Consider the following 17,117-nt stretch of genomic DNA (forward strand, 5'->3'; position numbering starts at 1 on the left):
GCCGCCTACCCCTACCAGCAGGCCTACCTGCCCTACAACCGCCTCATCGACGGAACGGTCCACGACTGGTGACCACGCGCTGCTGACGGCCGGTTATTACCGCGCCCGGTCACGAGGTGGCGTGCCCGGGCGCGGCATTGCCGGCATGATTGGCGGGGCAGCCGCGCTGGCCACCACTCCCTTCAGCCCCTGGCGGCCCTGCCGGGAATGCTTCACCGGGCAGCGCATTGGCGGCCGGCACCCCACGACCTGGGATTCCAATGGATGAAAGCCACCTTGGCGTGGGCCGGGGCGGAGGCGGTCCAGCGCCGGCCTCCGCCGGACAAGCCGCCCCCTACGACTCGCACTCCCGGCAGTACTTCTTGCCGTCCTTCTCCCTGGCGAGCTGGCTGCGGTGGTGCACCAGGAAGCAGGACATGCAGGTGAATTCGTCGGCCTGGACCGGCACCACCTGGATCAGGAGTTCCTCGTTCGAGAGGTCCGCCCCGGGCAACTCGAAGCTGTCCGCGAGCTCGGCCTCGTCCACGTCGGCTATAGCCTCCCGTCGGCCAGACTTCTGGGTCTTCAGCTCCTCGAAGCCGGCGTTCGGCTCTTCCTCGGGCGTCACCCGTGGAGCGTCATAGTCAACTGACATTGATGCGTTCTCCTGTCGGCTGGAAGCAGTTCGTTCTGAACAGAGCAACAACATGAAGGCGGGCCGCGTTATTCCCGACGGTTAAGTAGGTAGACTGATCTAACTACTTTTGACCCAAGGAGCCGCTTTGTCCCTCCCGGAGATTGCCCGATCCGCCGCTCCCACTGCTTCCGCCGGTGCAGCCGCCGCCGCGCCAGCCCGTGCCGGCTCGACCAGGCGTAAGGCCCGAATACTGCTGCTTGACGCTGCAGCCCGGCTCTTCTACGCCCAGGGTGTGGGGGCCACCGGCATCGACGCCATCACCGCTGAAGCCGGCGTGGCCAAGAAGAGCCTCTACAACAATTTCTCCTCCAAGGCGGAGCTGGTGGCGGCCTACCTGGAAGCCCGGCATTCGGAGTGGCTTGGCCTCTACCGCCGGCGGCTGGAAACCGCGAAGACTCCGCGGGAACGGGTGCTGGCCGTCTTTGACGCGTACATGGACCACGCGAATTTCGCCTACCGGGACGGGTTCAGGGGATGCGGGCTGCTCAATGCAGCAGCGGAACTGCCCGCGGGGGCGGCCGGGCGGGCGGCGGTCCGGAAGCACAAGGAAGAGGTTGAGGAGCTGCTGGCCGGGCATGTCGCCGAACTCCTGCCAGGGGATGAGCGTGCCGCGGGGCTGGCCCGGCACCTGGCTTTCCTGCTTGAGGGTGCCATGGCCAGGGCAGGGCTGGAAGGGGACGACCAGCGCCTGAAGGACGGCCGGACCATCGCTGCCCGGCTGTTGGAGGGGCTGTGAACCCGGGAACCGGAGATTTCAAAGTGCCGCTCTGGGGCGCTTTATGCGTTGCCGTCGCATCCGTGCTGTGGGGAACCACGGGCACGGCTGCCACCTTCGCCCCGTCGTTGAGTCCGTTGGCCGTGGGCGCGGTGGCCATGGGTATCGGCGGCCTGCTCCAGGCCCTTTACGCCGTCGGTGCCATCGCGGGGCAGTGGCCGGGCCTGCTGGACCGCTGGCGACTGGTGTCCCTGGGTGCAGCGGCGGTGGCCGTCTATCCCCTCGCCTTCTACAGCTCGATGCGTCTTTCGGGGGTAGCAGTGGGAACTGTGGTTTCCATTGGCTCGGCGCCGGTGGCGGCCGCCCTCATCGAGCGCTTCGCGGACGGAAAGCCGCTCACCCGCAGGTGGATGGCCGGAGCTTTCCTGGGTGTCACGGGCGCAGCAGTGTTGTCCTTCGCCGGGCACGGGCAGGCAGCCGGTTCCCCCGGCGAGTCATGGACGCCATTGGCGGGAATAGCCCTGGGCCTGGTGGCCGGTGCCACGTATGCACTGTATTCCTGGGCAGCCCACCGCCTTATCGGCGGAGGGCTGTCCACGCGGGCTGCCATGGGAACTGTCTTCGGCCTCGGTGGGCTCCTGCTGATGCCCGTGCTTGCGGCAACCGGCGCGCCCCTGCTGGAATCCTGGACCAATTTCTCGGTGGGTGCCTACATGGCACTGGTTCCGATGTTTGCCGGCTACGTCCTGTTCGGCTGGGGCCTGGCCAGGATCCGGGCCAGCACTGCCACCGGCATTTCCCTGCTTGAAACGGTGGTGGCTGCGGTCCTGGCGGTGCTGGTGGTGGGTGAACGGCTGCCGCCGCATGGTTGGCTTGGCGCCGCCGTCGTGATTTTCAGCCTGTTCATCCTGACGCCGCGCAAGCCGGCCGCCGGCCCGGAGCCAGGGCCGCTACCGCCGTCGTAGTTCCGCGAACTCAATCGACGGGACGATCGCGCCGGCGTCCCGCTCCACGAAGTTGGTTCCCGGCGGCACAACGTCATCGATGGCGTCCAGAACGGATTCGCTGAGATGGACGTCCGCTGCCCGCAGGTACGCCTGCAGGTGTTCCTCACTGCGGGGCCCGATGATGACACTGCTGATGGCGGGGTGGCTGAGGGCGAACCCGACGGAAAGGTCCACCAGCGAAAGCTCCAGCTTGTCCGCCAGCCTGGCGAGTGCATCGGCAGCCAGGAGCTTGCGTTCGCTGGCGGGCCCGGAGATGTCGTACCGGCCGGGCAGTGAATGCACGCGGGTGGGTGCCTTGCCGGATTCCAGGACGAAGCTGCCGGACAGCCAGCCGCCGGCCAGCGGCCCGTAGGCCAGGACGCCCAGCCCGTATTGCTGGGCAATGGGCAGGACGTCGCGTTCGTTGCCGCGCACCAGCATGGAGTACGGCACCTGGTTTCCCAGCGGCGGGATGAGGTGGTTGGTGGTGGCCAGCCACTGTGCCTCCACAAGCTGCGCCGGGGTGAAGACGGACGTGCCGTAATAGAGGATCTTGCCCTGGCGGATCAGGTCGTTGAGGGTGGTGATGGTCTCCAGGACATCGGTGTTGTAGTCCGGCCGGTGTGCCTGGTAGAGGTCGATCCGGTCTGTCTGGAGCCGGCGGAGGCTGCCCTCCACCGCCTGGGTGATCCAGCGGCGCGAGTTTCCGGAATGGGCCGGGTTGGCGCTCATCTGGCCATGGAACTTGGTGGCGAGGAAGACGTCGTCGCGCCGTCCGCGCAGAGCCTGGCCCACCACCTGTTCCGACTCGCCCTGCGAATAGACATCGGCGGTGTCGACGGCGGTGATCCCGGCGTCCAGCGCAGCCTGGATGATCCGGATGCCCTCATCGGCGCCGGTGGGGGCGCCGTGCGGTCCGCCGCTGCCCTCGCCGAAATTCATGGTGCCCAAAGTGAGCGGGCTGACCGGGGTCCCCGACCGACCGAATACCCGCAGTTCGCTGAGGCTCATCCCCGGTTCCTCCCGTTGCCTTGCCACTAATGCCTTCGATCGTCATGAGGCTACACAGCTTCACGCGGGGCTGGCAGGCATACGCCTTAGTCCTTCGCTTTTCTTCGCACGGAGTAACGCAGGAGCCCGGGCGTGACGAATTATGGCGGGCGTTTCCCCCGCGGATCCGCTTATATTGGTGCATGGGCACCCCGAGCAATGATGAACAGTTCATCAAGTTGCATGACCTGATTATTAGCAGCAGCAACGTGAACGACTTCCTCACGGAGCTCTCCGAAGTGGCTGCATCCGCCCTGAGCGAGTCGGCGGGTTCGCGGGTTGAGTGCGGCGTGACATTGCGGCGACGCAAGCGCAGCGCCACCGTGGCGGGCAGCAGCGACCGGGCCAGGGAACTGGACAGGCTCGAGCAGGCTCTCGGTGAAGGCCCGTGCCTGGCCTCGCTGGAGACCATGCAGCCTGTTGTCCTGGCTGACGTGGACACCGATACCCGCTGGCCGGAGTACCAAAAGATCTTGGCCGCCAACGGCTGCCGGAGTGTGCTGGGCGTGCCCCTCGCCCTGGATGAGGACCAGGCAGCGGCCCTGAATTTCTTCGCCTCGGAATCCGGCGTCTTCTCCGACGCTGTCATCAGCAGGGCCCAGGGTTTTGCCGACCAGGCGGGACGGGCCGTGCGGCTGGCCCTGCAGATCGCGGACGCCCGGAACATGGCAGACGACCTCTCGGCCGCCCTGCAGAACCGCACCACCATCGATCTGGCGTGCGGGGTGATCATGGCCCAGAACCGTTGCTCGCAGGAAGAAGCCATGGCGCTGCTCACGAAGGCGTCCAGCCACCGGAACCAGAAACTGAGGGACCTCGCCGCGGAAGTCCTGAGCCGGGTGAGCTCCGGCTCCGTCAGCACGCACTTTGATCCGTAGCCCCGCGAGGTTTAACGGGTGAAGCCTGCAACGGGCAGCCTGTGGAGGCGCTGCCCGTTGCAGGCTGATCTGCGGCCGGGGCGCTGCGTTACGAAACGGCCGCCAGGGTGTATTCGAACCGGCCGGGCCCGACGTCGGCAGGCGCCCGCCCGGGCAGCTCCACCCTGGCGGTGGTTCCGGTGGGGACTTCGATCTCCACTGTGTGTCCCGTTCCGGTGCGCTGCCAGGAGATGGAAGCCCGCCCGTAGGGCGTTTCGTGGACCGCGGCCGCGGAGGTTAGCCCGCCGCCAGGCCGGGGGCGGAAAAGAATTCGCTTGTATCCGGGCTCCAGGGGTGCAAGGCCCGCCACCGAGCGGTGCATCCAGTCCGCCACCGCGCCCAGGGCGTAATGGTTGAAGGACGTCATTTCCCCGGGATTGACAGTGCCGTCGGGAAGCAGCGAGTCCCATCGTTCCCAGATTGTGGTTCCGCCCTGAGCCACGGAGTAGAGCCAGGAGGGGCACTCCTTCTCCAGGAGCAGGTCATACGCCGTCTCCAGTTCGCCAACGTTGGTAAGCGCATCTGCGATGACCGGGGTGCCCGCGAAGCCGGTGGCGATGCGGTTGCCCGCCTCGCGGACCAGTTCTGCGAGCCGTTTGCCGGCCAGCTGACGGAGTTCGCCGTTGGGAAACAGGCCAAAAACGATGGCCAGGGCGTAGGCAGTCTGGGCGTCACTGGTCATGCGCCCGTCAGGGAGGATGTATTCCCTTGCGAACGCCTCCGAGGCCGCACCTGCCAACTCCAGGTAGCGGAGTTCGTCGTCGGCCTTGCCCAGGACCCCGGCCATCTTTGCCAGGTGCCGTGCCGACCAGGCAAAGTAGGCGCTTGCCACTAGATGGCGGTCCGTTTTGGCTTCGCTCGGTTTCTCCGGGGGTGCGCTGGGGTCCAGCCAGTCGCCAAGCTGGAACCCCGTATTCCAGAGATGGCCCTCGCCAGCCAGTGAGTCCAGCAGATCCACCCAGGCCTTGGCGCTCTGGTACTGGTCAGCCAGGATCTTCGCATCGTTGAACCGCTCGTAGAGCACCCATGGCGTCAGGACCGCAACATCCCCCCAGACGGCGCCCGGGCGTACCGGTGTCCAGTAGTCCCCGCCGGGAATGACGGGCACGTACCAGGGCACGGTTCCGTCCGGCGCTTGTTCCGCCGCCACGTCCTTCAGCCAGGACGAGAGCATGCCGGAGCAGTCGTAGAGGAAAGTGGCAGTAGGCGCGAACACCTGCAGGTCACCGGTCCAGCCAAGACGCTCATCCCTCTGGGGACAGTCAGTGGGAATGTCCACGAAGTTGCCCTTCATGCTCCAGCGGACGTTTTCGTGCAGCCGGTTGAGGTTGGGGTCGGAGCACTCAAACCAGCCGGTGCGGGCCATGTCCGTGTGGTACACCCGGGCCGTCACGTTCGCCGCCACATCTCCGCCTGTCCAGCCGCTGATCTCGGCGTAGCGGAAGCCGTGGATGGTGAAGCGCGGCTCCCACGTTTCGGTTTCTCCGCCAGCCAACCTGTAAACGTCAGTGGCGGCCGCGCCGCGCAGGGGACGGGTGTAAAGCTCGCCGCCTTGGAGGACCTCGGCATGGCGCAGGGTCACTTCGTTCCCCGCTTCGCCCTGCACATTGATTCGCAGCCGCCCCACAAGGTTTTGCCCGAAGTCCAGGATGAGTTTCCCCGACGGCGACGTGGTCACCGTCACCGGCACCACCTCGTCGGTGCATCTCACCGGCGGCCCTTCGGGGGCCACCAAGGTGGCCGGGTCGCGGGGGACCTCGACGACGGGCTGCCACCCGCCGTCGTCATATTCCGCCTTGCTCCAGCCTGCAGGAAGCAGGCGGGCGTCGTATTCCTCGCCTTCGTAAAGGCCGGTGAAGAGAATCGGGCCGAAGGAGGCCTTCCATTGCCCGTCCGTCCCCACCACGGTGACCGAGCCGTCGTCGTGCGTTACCTGCAGCTGGGCAAGCAGCGCCACCTTGTCGCCATAGAGGTTGCGGTGCCCGCCCTGGAACCCGAAGCGGCCCCGGTACCAGCCGTCAGCGAGCCACGCCCCCATTGCGTTCCGGCCCTCGGCGAGGTGGTCGGTGACGTCGTAGGTGTAGTAGCGAAGCCGCTCGCCGTAGACAGTCCAGCCGGGCGAAAAGGCGTCCGTCCCGATCCGGGTTCCGTTGAGTTCCATCTCATACAGCCCGTGGGCGGTGACATACAGGCGGGCGGAGGCCACGGGCCGGGGAAGCTCGAAGCCGCGGCGCAGCAGCGGCGGGCGCCGGTCTGAGTCGCGGTCCTCGTCCCAGGCGGGGCTGACGGGGGTTGCTTCCCAGTCATCGGGGGAGAGGAGGCCCGTTTCGACGGCGGCGGCCCGGCTCCAGTCGCTGGGCGCATCCCCTGCCGTCCCCCAGACCCGGACGCTGACTTCCGCACGCTGGCTGGAGCGGAGCGCCGGGGCAGGCCACGGCTGGAGGACGGATTCCCCGGTCTGGATGCGGCCGCTGGTCCAGCGGCCTGCCTCGGTGGTAATGGCTGCCTCGTAGGCAACCTGTGCCCAACCCGGCGCGGCGCGTGTTTTCCAGGAGAAGCGGGGTGTTCCGGTTCCAATGCCCAGGGCATCGGGGAGATGCTCGAAGGTCACCGGTTGGACGGCGGCTGTCATGGCGTGCCCTCTTCCTTGCAGGGGTGATGAACGGGGAGTGGGAAAGCCCCGCGGATGACTTGGTGATGTTGGGTTTGCCGGGAGCTAGCCCTTGACCGCGCCGGCGGTCATGCCCGCCACGATCTGGCGGTTGAAGAACAGGTACATGACCAGCGGCGGGATGGTGATCAGCAGGATGTTCATGAAGAGCAGGTTGTAAGCAGTGGTGAACTGGCTCTGGAAATTGAACAGGGTCAGCTGGACCGTGGCGTTGGCATCTCCCGGGAGGAAGTACAGCGGGTGCTGGAAATCGTTGAACACGGCAACCGACTGGACCACGATCACCGTGACGATGACGGAGCGCAGCAGCGGGAAGATCACCCGGAAGAACAGCCTTACCGGCCCGCAGCCGTCAATCACTGCGGCTTCGTCCAGTTCGCGGGGAATCGTGGAGATGAAGGCGCGGAACAGCATGATGCAGAAGGACAGTCCGAACGCCACTTCAATGAGGATCAGCCCTGGGAGGGTCTTGAAAAGGCCGAGTCCCTGGAGGACCCAGATCGTGGGAACCACTGCCGGCGGGATGATCAGCCCGGAAAGGATCAGGAAGTTGATGAGCGGGTTCCAGCGGCTGCGGCGGCGCTGCAGGACCCAGGCCACCATGGCCGCCAGGATAACCATCACGGCCACGCTGGCAACGGTGAGGATGGTGCTGTTGACGAAGGCGGTGACCAGCATGAACCGCCTGGCTGACAGGACTTCCTGGAAGTTCTCGACGAGGGCGAAGTTGGTAGGCCAGGAGAACTCCAGCCGGTTCGCCTCCCGGCGGTCCTTCATGGCCGTCAACACCATAAAGAGCAGGGGGACGACGAAAAGTACGAATGTGGTGGCGATGGCCAGGATTCCGAGGCCGTACCGTTTCAGTGCGGTGGTCATGCCTCCACCTCCTTGCGGTTCAGGAACATTGACAGGGGCACGATGACGGCCGTGACGATCAGGAAGAGCACCACGTTGCCCGCCGTGGAGAGGCCGTAGAAACCGGCCTGGTACTGCTTGTAGATGACGGAGGCGATGACGTCGGAGGTGAAGCCGGGGCCACCCTTGGTCATGGCCCAGATCAGGTCGAAGGAGCGCAGGCCGCCGATGAGGGAAAGAATGATCACGGTGGCGGTAGCCGGGCGGGCCAGCGGAACGGTGATGTTCCAGAAGCTCTTGAACGAGCTTGCGCCGTCCACTTTCGCGGCTTCGAAGTATTCCTGCGGGATGGACACGATTCCGGCGATGAAAATCACTGTTGCCAGGCCGACGCCTTTCCAGACGTCCACAAGGGCAACAGACATGAGTGCCCAGGCGGGGTCAGTGAGCCATTTAGGCCCCTCGATACCCACAACGGCCAGCGCTTCGTTGATCATTCCCCGTGAGGGGTCCATGAGCACGGTGAACACGATGCCGACGCCGATACTGCTGAGGAGGACAGGGAAGAAGATCACGGAGCGCAGGTAGCCGCGGGCGATGATCTGGGAGGTGAGCAGCACGGCCAGCAGCATCCCGAGGACCACCTTGATGCTGGAGGTCACCAGCCCGTAGATGAAGGTGTTCGTAAGGCCCTTGAGGAGCGCCGGCTCGGAAAAGAACTGGACGAAATTGTCCATGCCGATCCACGTAAACTCGGTCAGGTTCCACCGGGTGAAGCTGAAGAAGAACGAGGCGAAGGTGGGGACTAGGAACAGGGTTGTGTAGATCAGGGCGGCCGGCAGGTAGAACCAGTAGGGGTAGGGCGACTTGCCCTTGCTCCTTCTGGCTGCCGCTGGTTTAAGGGCCCGCCTGGCCGGAGCGGCCACTGTGGTGTTGGTCATGTCAGTATCTCCAAGGTTGCCGTCCGGGCCGGAGCGCGGCCCGGACGGCAAGGGTGGTAATGAAGGCTAGTTCCAGCCGGGCAGGTTGAGCTGCTGTGCCTGCTTCTTGACGTCCTCGTCGTAGAGGGCGGCGCCGTCCTTGGCGGAGCGGATTCCGGAGCCCACCTCAACGGTTATCTGTTCGAGGGCAGGGCCCTTGACGGGGGACAGGAATTCGAGGGCCGGGCTGTTCCTGGACTTGTCCTCGAAGAACGGAAGCATGTCCTTCACCGCGGTGGGGACGTCTGCGGGGAGGTCGCAGCCCTCCACGAGGTAGGGGCCGTTCGCGCCGACAGCTGCAGTCTGGGAGGCGCAGCCTTCCTTGCTCGCCACGAATGCCAGGAACTTCTTGGCCTCTTCGACGTTTTTCGTGGACTTGGGGAGGTAGATGCCGCCGGGCAGCCAGACAGTCAGCGGGTTCTTGGCGGCATCGTCGCCCGGCAGGGGGAAGAGCCCGATGTCGTTGAGCTGGTCCGGGAAACTCACTTTCAGTTCCGGCAGGGCGAAGCTCAGGATGGGGTACTGGGCGCCCTCGCCGTTGGCCAGCTTCTCCAAGGCCTGCGGATAGGTAGTGGATGCGAAGTCCTCGTTGAAGAGGCCCGCTTTGTAGGCTTCCTCAAGGTGTTCGAAGCCCTTGACGGCAGCCGGATCCGTCGCGAATTTGACCTTGTTGGCGGTGTAGTCCTCGGCGAAGGTGGGATTCACGGCGGCTACGTTCGCGAAGTCGCCCAGGACGAAGAGCTGGGAAGTCCAGGTGGTCTGGTAGGACTGGATGATGGCCGCTGTTCCGGATTCCTTGATCTTGCGGCTGTTCTCCATGAACTGGTCCCAGGTCTTGGGAACCGAGAGGCCGAGTTTCTCGTAGACCTTCTTGTTGTAAAGCACCGCGCCGGCCGAGCCGGTGCCGACAGGAACGCCGTACACCTCTTTGCCGGCGGTCACCACGGGCTTGAAGGAGTCCGAGACGTTGTCCATGTAGGACTCGGCCGTGAGGGGGACGAGGTTCTGCTCCGGGTTGATCTGCTGGAAGAGGGAGCCGGTGTTATAGGAGAACAGGTCCGCCATGTCGCCGGTGGCGAGCTTGGTCTTCACGATGTTGTCACCGTCGCCGCCCTGGGGGCGGGTCTCTATCTCAACCTTGATGCCCGGATTGGCCGCAGTGAAGTCCTCGGCGAGCTTTTCGGCGTAGGTGATGGTGTTTTCCGTGTTGTCGACCAGCCAGGAGATGGTCTTTGCATCCGTGCTGCCGCCTCCGCTGGCGGAACAGCCGGTAAGCACCAACGCCGCTGCGGTGACGCATCCGGCAAGGACGGGCCAGCGCCGTCTGGGGGTGATATTCATCTTTACCTCCTCGTAAAGCCGCAGGTCCTGCCGGTCCTGTGGAACGTTTCAAAACGGATGCTTCCCGGGGGAATGTCCGGAAGTGTGGCTTTTGTAGATCGGTCTACGTTTTTACTGTAAGCGAAGTCACGGAGGTAAGCAAGGGATTTTCGTAGATCAGTCTACAATTTCTTGTGGGGCTACCAGGGAGGCTGGGACGTGAACGGACATCCGAAGAGGGCGACGATCAGTGACGTCGCGGAGCATGCAGGAGTGTCGCGTGCCGCAGTTTCGAAGGTGCTCCGGGGAGCGTACGGCGTAAGCGACGTCATGAAGGCCCGGGTGGAGGCCTCCATGGAGGTGCTGGGATACCGCCCCTCCGCGCTCGCGAGGGGGATGCGGGGCCGGAGCTTCACCCTGGGGGTCTTCGTAGTGGATCTTTCGAACACGTTCGTTACAGTCCTGATCGAGGGCATCCGCGCTGAGGCTGGACGCCGGGGATACCAGGTGTTCATCGGTGAGGCGAACATGGGGCTTTCGCAGCAGCAGGGGATGATCGAGGCAATGATTGACCGGAAGATGGACGGACTGGTTCTCATCGCCCCGTTCGGTCCGGACGAAGAACTGGAAAAAATCGGGCGGATTACTCCAACTGTTGTGCTCGGCCGGCACGGACCAGGACAGAGCTACGACACTGTGGCCAGTGACGATATGGCCGGGAGCGCGCTGATCATCGATCATCTGGTTTCCTTGGGACACCGGCGGATCGCCCACCTCAAGCACGTGGGGAAGGAAAAGAACGAGGCAACCATGCCCCAGATTGTCCGTGCCGAGGGCTACGTTAAGGCGATGGTCCGCCATGGGTTGGCGGACGAGATCGACGTGATCGAAACCAGGTGGAACCACCAGGGCGGCGAGACTGCAGTGGACCTGATGCTGGCGCGCAAGACTCCGCCAACTGCAGTGCACGCCGGCACGGACATGGCGGGGTTTGGTGTGCTTTCGCGGTTGCATGAGCTGGAGGTGCGCGTGCCGGAGGCTTTCTCGGTGGTGGGTTATGACAATGCGTTCGCGGCTTCACTTCCCCAGATCGCCCTTACATCGGTGGACCAGTCCGGGTTCGACATGGGCTCGCTGGCCTCGAAGCTGCTGGTGGAACGTATCGACGGCAGAACTGAGGCCGTATCCACCCTGGTGCAGCCGGCTCTGATGGTCCGCAAAACCACCGGCCCCGCGCCCCTTGGCGTTGTGCCCAGCCGTCGGCTCCTCGGCGAAGGGATAACTGGCTAGCCGGAATCGCCACCTTGTGACCGGGCCGTGATGCGGAACCGGTTTCGTCTCGGCGCCGCCCTGCAATAATCTGAACCAACGGTTGTGCGCGGGGGTGCAGGCGCCCCGGTACAACAGGCAGCAACAGGCAGCACTGTAAGTTCGGGCCACATCACACCAGACGAGGCGGACACGCATGACGGCTTCAGACCAGCAGCACTCATATCGTCCAGGGATGCCAACTGATCCTCCGGGCACCCTCCCTGCTGCGGGGGAAGCTGCTGCCGGCGGAGCCATAGACCCCCACCTGCTCCAGAAGCTCGCGGACGCCCATGGAGTGGGCACTTCCTTCCAGGGCTGGGACGGGCTGCCGCACACTGTGGCAGAAAGTACCCTGATCAAGGTCCTGGCTGCCCTTGGCGTGAAGGCGGACACCAACCCGGCGATTGAGGCCGCGCTGGCGGAAGCGGAACTGGCGCCGTGGCGGCGGATGCTGCCTCCCGCCGTCGTCATCCAGCAGGGCGAGCCGGCGCTGGTCCCGGTCCATGTGCCCGACGGTGCCGCCGTCCGGCTGGGCATTGCCCTTGAGGACGGGGCAGGCACCGTGGACGCCGTCCAGCAGGACGTTTGGGAACAGCCCAAGGATATCGACGGCGTGTCCACCGGCCGTGCCACGTTCGCCCTCCCGCAGGACCTGCCCCTTGGCTGGCACACCCTGACCGCCGAGTCCGGCGGCGCCACTGCCACGGCAACCCTGGTGGTGACGCCGCGCCAGCTCACCACTGCCGAGCCCCTCGAACAGCGCCGCGGCTGGGGGCTTGCCATGCAGCTCTATTCCGTGCGCTCCAAGCGGTCCTGGGGCATTGGCGACTTCGCCGACCTGGCTGACCTGGCTGCCATCAGCGGTGAGCGCGGGGCCGACTACGTGCTGGTCAACCCGCTCCATGCGGCCGAGCCGGTGCCGCCGGTGCAGCCGTCCCCGTATTCGCCGTCCACGCGCCGGTTCTTCAATCCGCTCTACATCCGCATCGAAGCAATTCCCGAGCTGGCCTACCTGAGGCCGCGCAGGCGGGCCGCTGTTGAACAGCTTCGGGAGGAAGTCGCCGGGCTAAACAAGGAGGCCGGCCGGCTGGACCGGAACGCCGTCTATGCCGCCAAACTCCAGGCCCTGGAAATGCTCTATCACGTCCGCCGCTCCCCGGCCCGGCAGGCCGGGTTTGACGAGTTCTGCCGGATCTCCGCGACCGGGCTGGACGATTTCGCGCTCTGGTCCGCCATCCGTGAAGACGTCGCGCCGGACGATCCCCTGTGGACGGACCCGGCCACTTCCCTGGGCACACCGCAGGCTGAAGCACTGCGCGAAAAGCTTGCGGACAGGATCGGATTCCACCGCTGGCTGCAGTGGATCTGCGATGAGCAGCTCGAGGAGGCCCAGAAGGCAGCCCTGCGCTCCGGTATGCGCCTGGGCGTGGTGCACGACCTCGCCGTCGGAGTGGACCACAGCAGCGCCGATGCCTGGACGCTCCGCCACGTGCTTGCTCCCGGCACCAGCGTGGGCGCACCGCCGGACATGTACAACCAGCAGGGCCAGGACTGGGGGCAGCCGCCGTGGCATCCCGCCCGCCTGGCCGAGGCCGGTTACATCCCGTTCCGGAACATGCTGGCCACCGTTCTGCGGCACGCCGGCGGCATCCGGGTGGACCACATCCTTGGGCTTTTCCGGCTCTGGTGGATCCCGGTCGGGAACGCCCCGGGTGATGGCGCCTACGTCCGCTATGACCATGAAGCGCTGATCGGCATCCTGGCACTGGAGGCCCAGCGCGCCGGGGCCGTCGTGATCGGCGAGGACCTGGGCACCTTCGAACCGTGGGTGCGTGACTACCTTGCCGCCCGCGGCATCCTGGGAACGTCCATCCTTTGGTTTGAGTACGACGGCGATTCCCCCCTTGCGCCGGAGAAGTACCGGACGCAGGCACTTTCCAGCGTCAACACCCATGACCTTCCGCCCACCGCCGGCTACCTTGCCGGCGACCACGTGGCGCTCCGCAGTCGGCTCGAACTCCTGGAACGGTCCGAGGAAGAGGAACGGGCCGAGCACAACGCCTCGCTGGAGAAAATGCTGGCCCTGCTGCGCGAGCGCGGCTACCTGCAGGGGGACCCTGGCTCACTGGCGGGGACCGAGGAACAGACCATCGAGGCGCTCCACCTCCTGCTCACCCAGACGCCGTCGGTCCTGCTGGGCGTTGCCCTCGTGGACGCGGTGGGGGAGCGCCGCGTCCAGAACCAGCCCGGCACCACCGAGGCCCTGTACCCGAACTGGCAGGTCCCGCTGGCCGGGCCGGACGGCAGGCCGGTGTTCCTTGACGACCTTCCCGCCAACGCGCGGTTCAACTCGCTGCTGGCAGCGGTGGACGGTGCCCTGCGCAACTAAACGCCACGTGGGCCCACACCCGCAGGGTTCCCTGGCCGAGCTCGCCAGGCTAGGGTGCGGGTGGGGAGGGCCACTTCGCGCCCATCCAATGCTCCGGATGGGGCGCGAAGTGACCCCGCGATTTCGGTTTTCGCGGGGCTCCGCTAGCCGGCCGTGATCAGGTGGCTGAAGTGGTCATAGCGGAAAGTGACCGGGCCGCCGTCGTGCTTGAACACGATGTTGCCGCCCGGGGAACTTCCGCCCGCGCCGTAGCTGACACCCCAGGACCGGTCAAGGGCGGCCTTGAACTCGTACGTTCCCGCGGCGAGATTCGGCACGGCCAGCTTCCAGACGAGGCCGGCCAGGTCCAGCACCAGCTGCGCCTGGTCGCAGGCCGGATCCCAGTCCTTGATGCAGCCCAGTTCGCTGTTCATGCTCCCCGCAGCCGCAACGGCGCCGGGCTGCTGGGAGGCGTACACGGCCGTGATCACGTGCGTGCTGTTGTCATAGCGGAACGTCACGGGGCCGCCCGGATGGTCCAGGGCGATGTTCGGCCCGTTGAGCTTGCCGCCGGCGCCGTAGTTCTCCGCCCAGCCGCCGTTCAGTGCAGCCTTGTACTCGTACTGGCCGGCAGGCAGGTCCACCGTGAGCCGCCAGATCTTGTCGGCCGGGTCCAGTGCCATCCTGGCCTGTGAACACGTGGGCTCCCAGGGCGCCGCGCAGCCCATGGCCTGGTTCAGGGACCCAACCACGGTCACTGAGCCGGGCTGCGGGGCATCGCCCACCGTGACCGTCCGGGCCGCGCTGGCCACGCTGAAACCGGGACCGGTCATTGTGGCCCGGTAGGCCACCTTGGTGCCGTCCTCAAGGTTCGAGATGTCGTCCGTTGCCGAGTAAACGGGTGAGGACCCGTCGGTGGCAACCGTGGTCCACTCGCCGCCGGCCACGCTGCGTTCGAAGGTAACCTCGTGGCTTGCCTTCTCGGGATCGACGGTGGCGCTGAGCTCCACCGAGCCTTTCACGTTGCTGCCTTCCACCGGCTTCTGCAGCGTGATGACGGGTGCGGGAACGTTTGCCGTGCGGGACTGTGACGTGGCGGTGTGTCCGCCGTTGTCCAGTACGGTGGCGCGGTACTCCATCGCCGTGCCGGCGTCGAAGGCCGCCACGTCGTGGAACACCTGGTACGGAGCCGTGTCATCAGTGCCGATGGGCGTCCAGTCCCCGCCTGCTGCCTTGGCTTCGAAGGTGACCTCATAGAACGAGGAACCGCCGACGTCGGCCGTCACCTTGAGGCGCCCGTTGTCACCCTGCGCGGGTGCCGGCTCCTGGAGGACGACGGCGGGCGCTTCCTTGGAGTGCGGGATCCTGCCGGAGGACTGGTACACCACGGCGGAAAGCGGCGGGACGGTGACGGCCAGCTTGCCGTCCGCCGACGTCTTCGCCTCGTCCGCGCCTTCGCCGTAGATCCGCGTGTAGGTGCGCTTGGCGATGTAGGCGGGTACCTCTGCGGTCTGTGCCTGTTCGCTGTTGTTCAGCGCCACGACATACTCGCGCTGGTCCGCCGCATCCGTGCGGGAGAAGGCGTAGATGCCGGGCCCGTCGGAGGCATAGCGGTGCTGGTGGGCGCCGTCGCGCAGGGCCGGGTGCTCCTTGGTGAGCGCGGCGAGCTCGCTGATCTTGCCGTACAGCGGGTGCCCGGGGTTGAAGTTGTCCTCGGCGTGCGTGGCCTCGGTGCCCAGCAGGTCGTCGTCGAGGTATGCCTCCACTTTGCTGGGGAAGAGGGTCTGGCGTGCGTCCTGGTCCCCGCCGGGGCCGGTGAAGCCCTGCTCGTCGCCGTAATAGATCACGGGGTTGCCGCGGGAGAAGTACATCAGTTCGTGGGCCAGCCGGTCGCGGGCCACCTTTTCGTCGTCCGTCGCTCCGGGGTTGTCCGCGGCGATGAAGCTGCCGATGCGGCCCATGTCGTGGTTTCCCAGGAAGGTGGGCAGCTGGTACACGTTCGAATCTGCATCCGTGTACCAGTCATCGCCGGCGAAGAACGTCTCCAGGGTGCGGGTGTCCTGTCCCTTGGAGGCGAAGCTCCGGGCTGCCTCCTGGAAGGGGAAGTCCAGGACAGCCTGCATCTGGTTGCGGGTGGTGAACTGGGAGGTGAAGCTCTTGGTGGTGTCGAAGACCTCGCCGAACATAAAGAACTCGTCCTTGCCCTGCGCCTTGGCGTAGTTGAGGACGTCCGGGCCGAACTCCTGCCAGAACTCGTTGTTGACGTGCTTCATCGTGTCGATCCGGAAGCCGTCCACGCCGAAGTCGCCGATCCAGGTCTTGTAGATGTCCTTCATGCCGCTGACCACTCTGGGGTGCTCGGTGAACAGGTCATCCAAGCCGAAGAAGTCGCCGTAGTAGGCGTCCTCACCCGCGAAGGTTGTGTCACCGCGGTTGTGGTACAGCGTTGGATCGTTCAGCCAGGCGGGGACCTTCAGGTTTTGCTCTTCGGCTGTCAGTTCGGGAATGTAGGGGAAGGATTTCATTGGGTCGAGTTTCGGGAAGCTGTCCGAGCCGGCGTAATCGCGGTCATCGAACGCCACGCCGTCCGCGGTCTTGTAGGGCACTTCATCCTTGGAAACGTATCCCTGGCGTGCGCCGTCCTTGTAGCTGATGACATCAGCCGTGTGGTTGGTGATGATGTCGAAATAGACCTTCATGCCGCGGCTGTGGGCCTCATCAATGAGGGCCTTGAGCTCGGCATTGGTGCCCAGGTGCGGATCGATCTGGGTAAAGTCGGTGATCCAGTAGCCGTGGTATCCGGCCGATCCGTCCTCTGTCTGCACCGCTTTGTTCTTGAAGCTGGGGGTGAGCCAGATGGAAGTGGTGCCCAGGCCCTGGATGTAGTCGATCTTGTCCAGGAGGCCCGCAAGGTCTCCGCCGTTGTAGAACCCCTTGTTTGTGGGATCGAAGCCGGACACCATGGGATCGCTGCCCAGGCCGCCCTGGTCATTCGCGGTGCTTCCGTTGCTGAAGCGGTCCGCCATCACAAAGTAGAAGTTCTCATCCGTTACGGGGGCGCGGAGTGAGTGAAGGGCCGACGCCGACCCAGGGTCTTTGGGGCCAGGTGCAGCCTGGGCGGGAAGGACTGCCGCGGAGGCGGCGACGGCGGCTGCCAGCAGTCCGGCGGCAACGGCCCGGGCCGGCGCGGCCGGGGGTGTGGTGGATCCTGGAGACTTTCGGGCGCGTGGGGGCGCGCTGGGACGGGTGCGGAATATCAAGGCTGAGA

General features: G+C 65.7%; 13 protein-coding genes. 6 read left to right on the forward strand and 7 right to left on the reverse strand.

Annotated elements, in window-relative coordinates; translation table 11 throughout:
* Positions 1-268 (forward strand): hypothetical protein (locus tag PV768_RS17605; RefSeq protein ID WP_421093706.1); only part of this gene is annotated, 268 nt, incomplete at its 5' end.
* A gap of 66 nt (positions 269-334) precedes the next feature.
* Here the strand turns inward: PV768_RS17605 and PV768_RS17610 are convergent.
* A complete protein-coding gene (locus PV768_RS17610; RefSeq protein ID WP_157239592.1) occupies positions 335-634 on the reverse strand; it encodes a DUF4193 domain-containing protein in 300 nt (99 codons plus the stop codon).
* A 229-nt stretch (positions 635-863) separates the two neighbouring features.
* On the opposite strand from PV768_RS17610, the gene PV768_RS17615 reads away from it, so the two are divergent.
* Both PV768_RS17615 and PV768_RS17620 read left to right on the forward strand, forming a co-directional pair.
* Positions 864-1,412, forward strand: coding sequence for a TetR/AcrR family transcriptional regulator (locus PV768_RS17615; protein ID WP_421093748.1), 549 nt, complete (start codon positions 864-866; stop codon positions 1,410-1,412).
* Complete coding sequence (locus PV768_RS17620) at positions 1,409-2,356, forward strand: DMT family transporter (RefSeq protein WP_421093707.1); 948 nt, start codon at positions 1,409-1,411, stop codon at positions 2,354-2,356. The genes PV768_RS17615 and PV768_RS17620 overlap by 4 nt, the downstream gene beginning before the upstream one ends.
* On the opposite strand, the gene PV768_RS17625 is transcribed toward PV768_RS17620, so the two are convergent.
* Positions 2,342-3,388, reverse strand: coding sequence for an aldo/keto reductase (locus tag PV768_RS17625; protein ID WP_421093708.1), 1,047 nt, complete (start codon positions 3,386-3,388; stop codon positions 2,342-2,344). The two genes, PV768_RS17620 and PV768_RS17625, sit on opposite strands and share 15 nt — an antisense overlap.
* 182 nt (positions 3,389-3,570) lie before the next feature.
* Here PV768_RS17625 and PV768_RS17630 point away from each other — a divergent pair, with 182 nt between their 5' ends.
* A complete protein-coding gene (locus tag PV768_RS17630) occupies positions 3,571-4,305 on the forward strand; it encodes a GAF and ANTAR domain-containing protein (RefSeq protein ID WP_157239586.1) in 735 nt (244 codons plus the stop codon).
* An 88-nt stretch (positions 4,306-4,393) separates the two neighbouring features.
* Here PV768_RS17630 and PV768_RS17635 read toward each other — a convergent pair whose 3' ends face one another.
* The 4 genes from PV768_RS17635 to PV768_RS17650 form a co-directional block, all read right to left on the reverse strand.
* Positions 4,394-6,976, reverse strand: a complete 2,583-nt coding sequence (locus PV768_RS17635) for a family 78 glycoside hydrolase catalytic domain (protein ID WP_421093709.1) — start codon at positions 6,974-6,976, stop codon at positions 4,394-4,396.
* Between the two features lie 84 nt (positions 6,977-7,060).
* Entirely contained in the window at positions 7,061-7,891 is an 831-nt protein-coding gene (locus tag PV768_RS17640; RefSeq protein WP_421093710.1) for a carbohydrate ABC transporter permease, read from the reverse strand.
* Positions 7,888-8,811 (reverse strand): carbohydrate ABC transporter permease, encoded by a 924-nt coding sequence (locus PV768_RS17645; protein WP_421093711.1) that lies wholly within the window; start codon positions 8,809-8,811, stop codon positions 7,888-7,890. The genes PV768_RS17640 and PV768_RS17645 overlap by 4 nt, the downstream gene beginning before the upstream one ends.
* Before the next feature lie 66 nt (positions 8,812-8,877).
* Complete coding sequence (locus PV768_RS17650; protein WP_421093712.1) at positions 8,878-10,191, reverse strand: extracellular solute-binding protein; 1,314 nt, start codon at positions 10,189-10,191, stop codon at positions 8,878-8,880.
* Between the two features lie 198 nt (positions 10,192-10,389).
* Between PV768_RS17650 and PV768_RS17655 the strand changes: the two genes are divergently transcribed.
* On the forward strand, positions 10,390-11,460 hold the full coding sequence (locus PV768_RS17655; protein ID WP_421093713.1) for a LacI family DNA-binding transcriptional regulator: 1,071 nt from the start codon (positions 10,390-10,392) through the stop codon (positions 11,458-11,460).
* Positions 11,461-11,674: 214 nt separating this feature from the next.
* On the forward strand, positions 11,675-13,870 hold the full coding sequence (gene malQ / locus PV768_RS17660) for a 4-alpha-glucanotransferase (RefSeq protein WP_421093714.1): 2,196 nt from the start codon (positions 11,675-11,677) through the stop codon (positions 13,868-13,870).
* Between the two features lie 143 nt (positions 13,871-14,013).
* Here the strand turns inward: malQ and PV768_RS17665 are convergent, their stop codons facing one another.
* A complete protein-coding gene (locus tag PV768_RS17665; protein WP_421093715.1) occupies positions 14,014-17,109 on the reverse strand; it encodes an alpha-amylase family glycosyl hydrolase in 3,096 nt (1,031 codons plus the stop codon).
* Between the last annotated feature and the right edge of the window lie 8 nt (positions 17,110-17,117).

The organism is Pseudarthrobacter sp. CC4 (genome assembly GCF_048957775.1).
Lineage (GTDB): Bacteria > Actinomycetota > Actinomycetes > Actinomycetales > Micrococcaceae > Arthrobacter.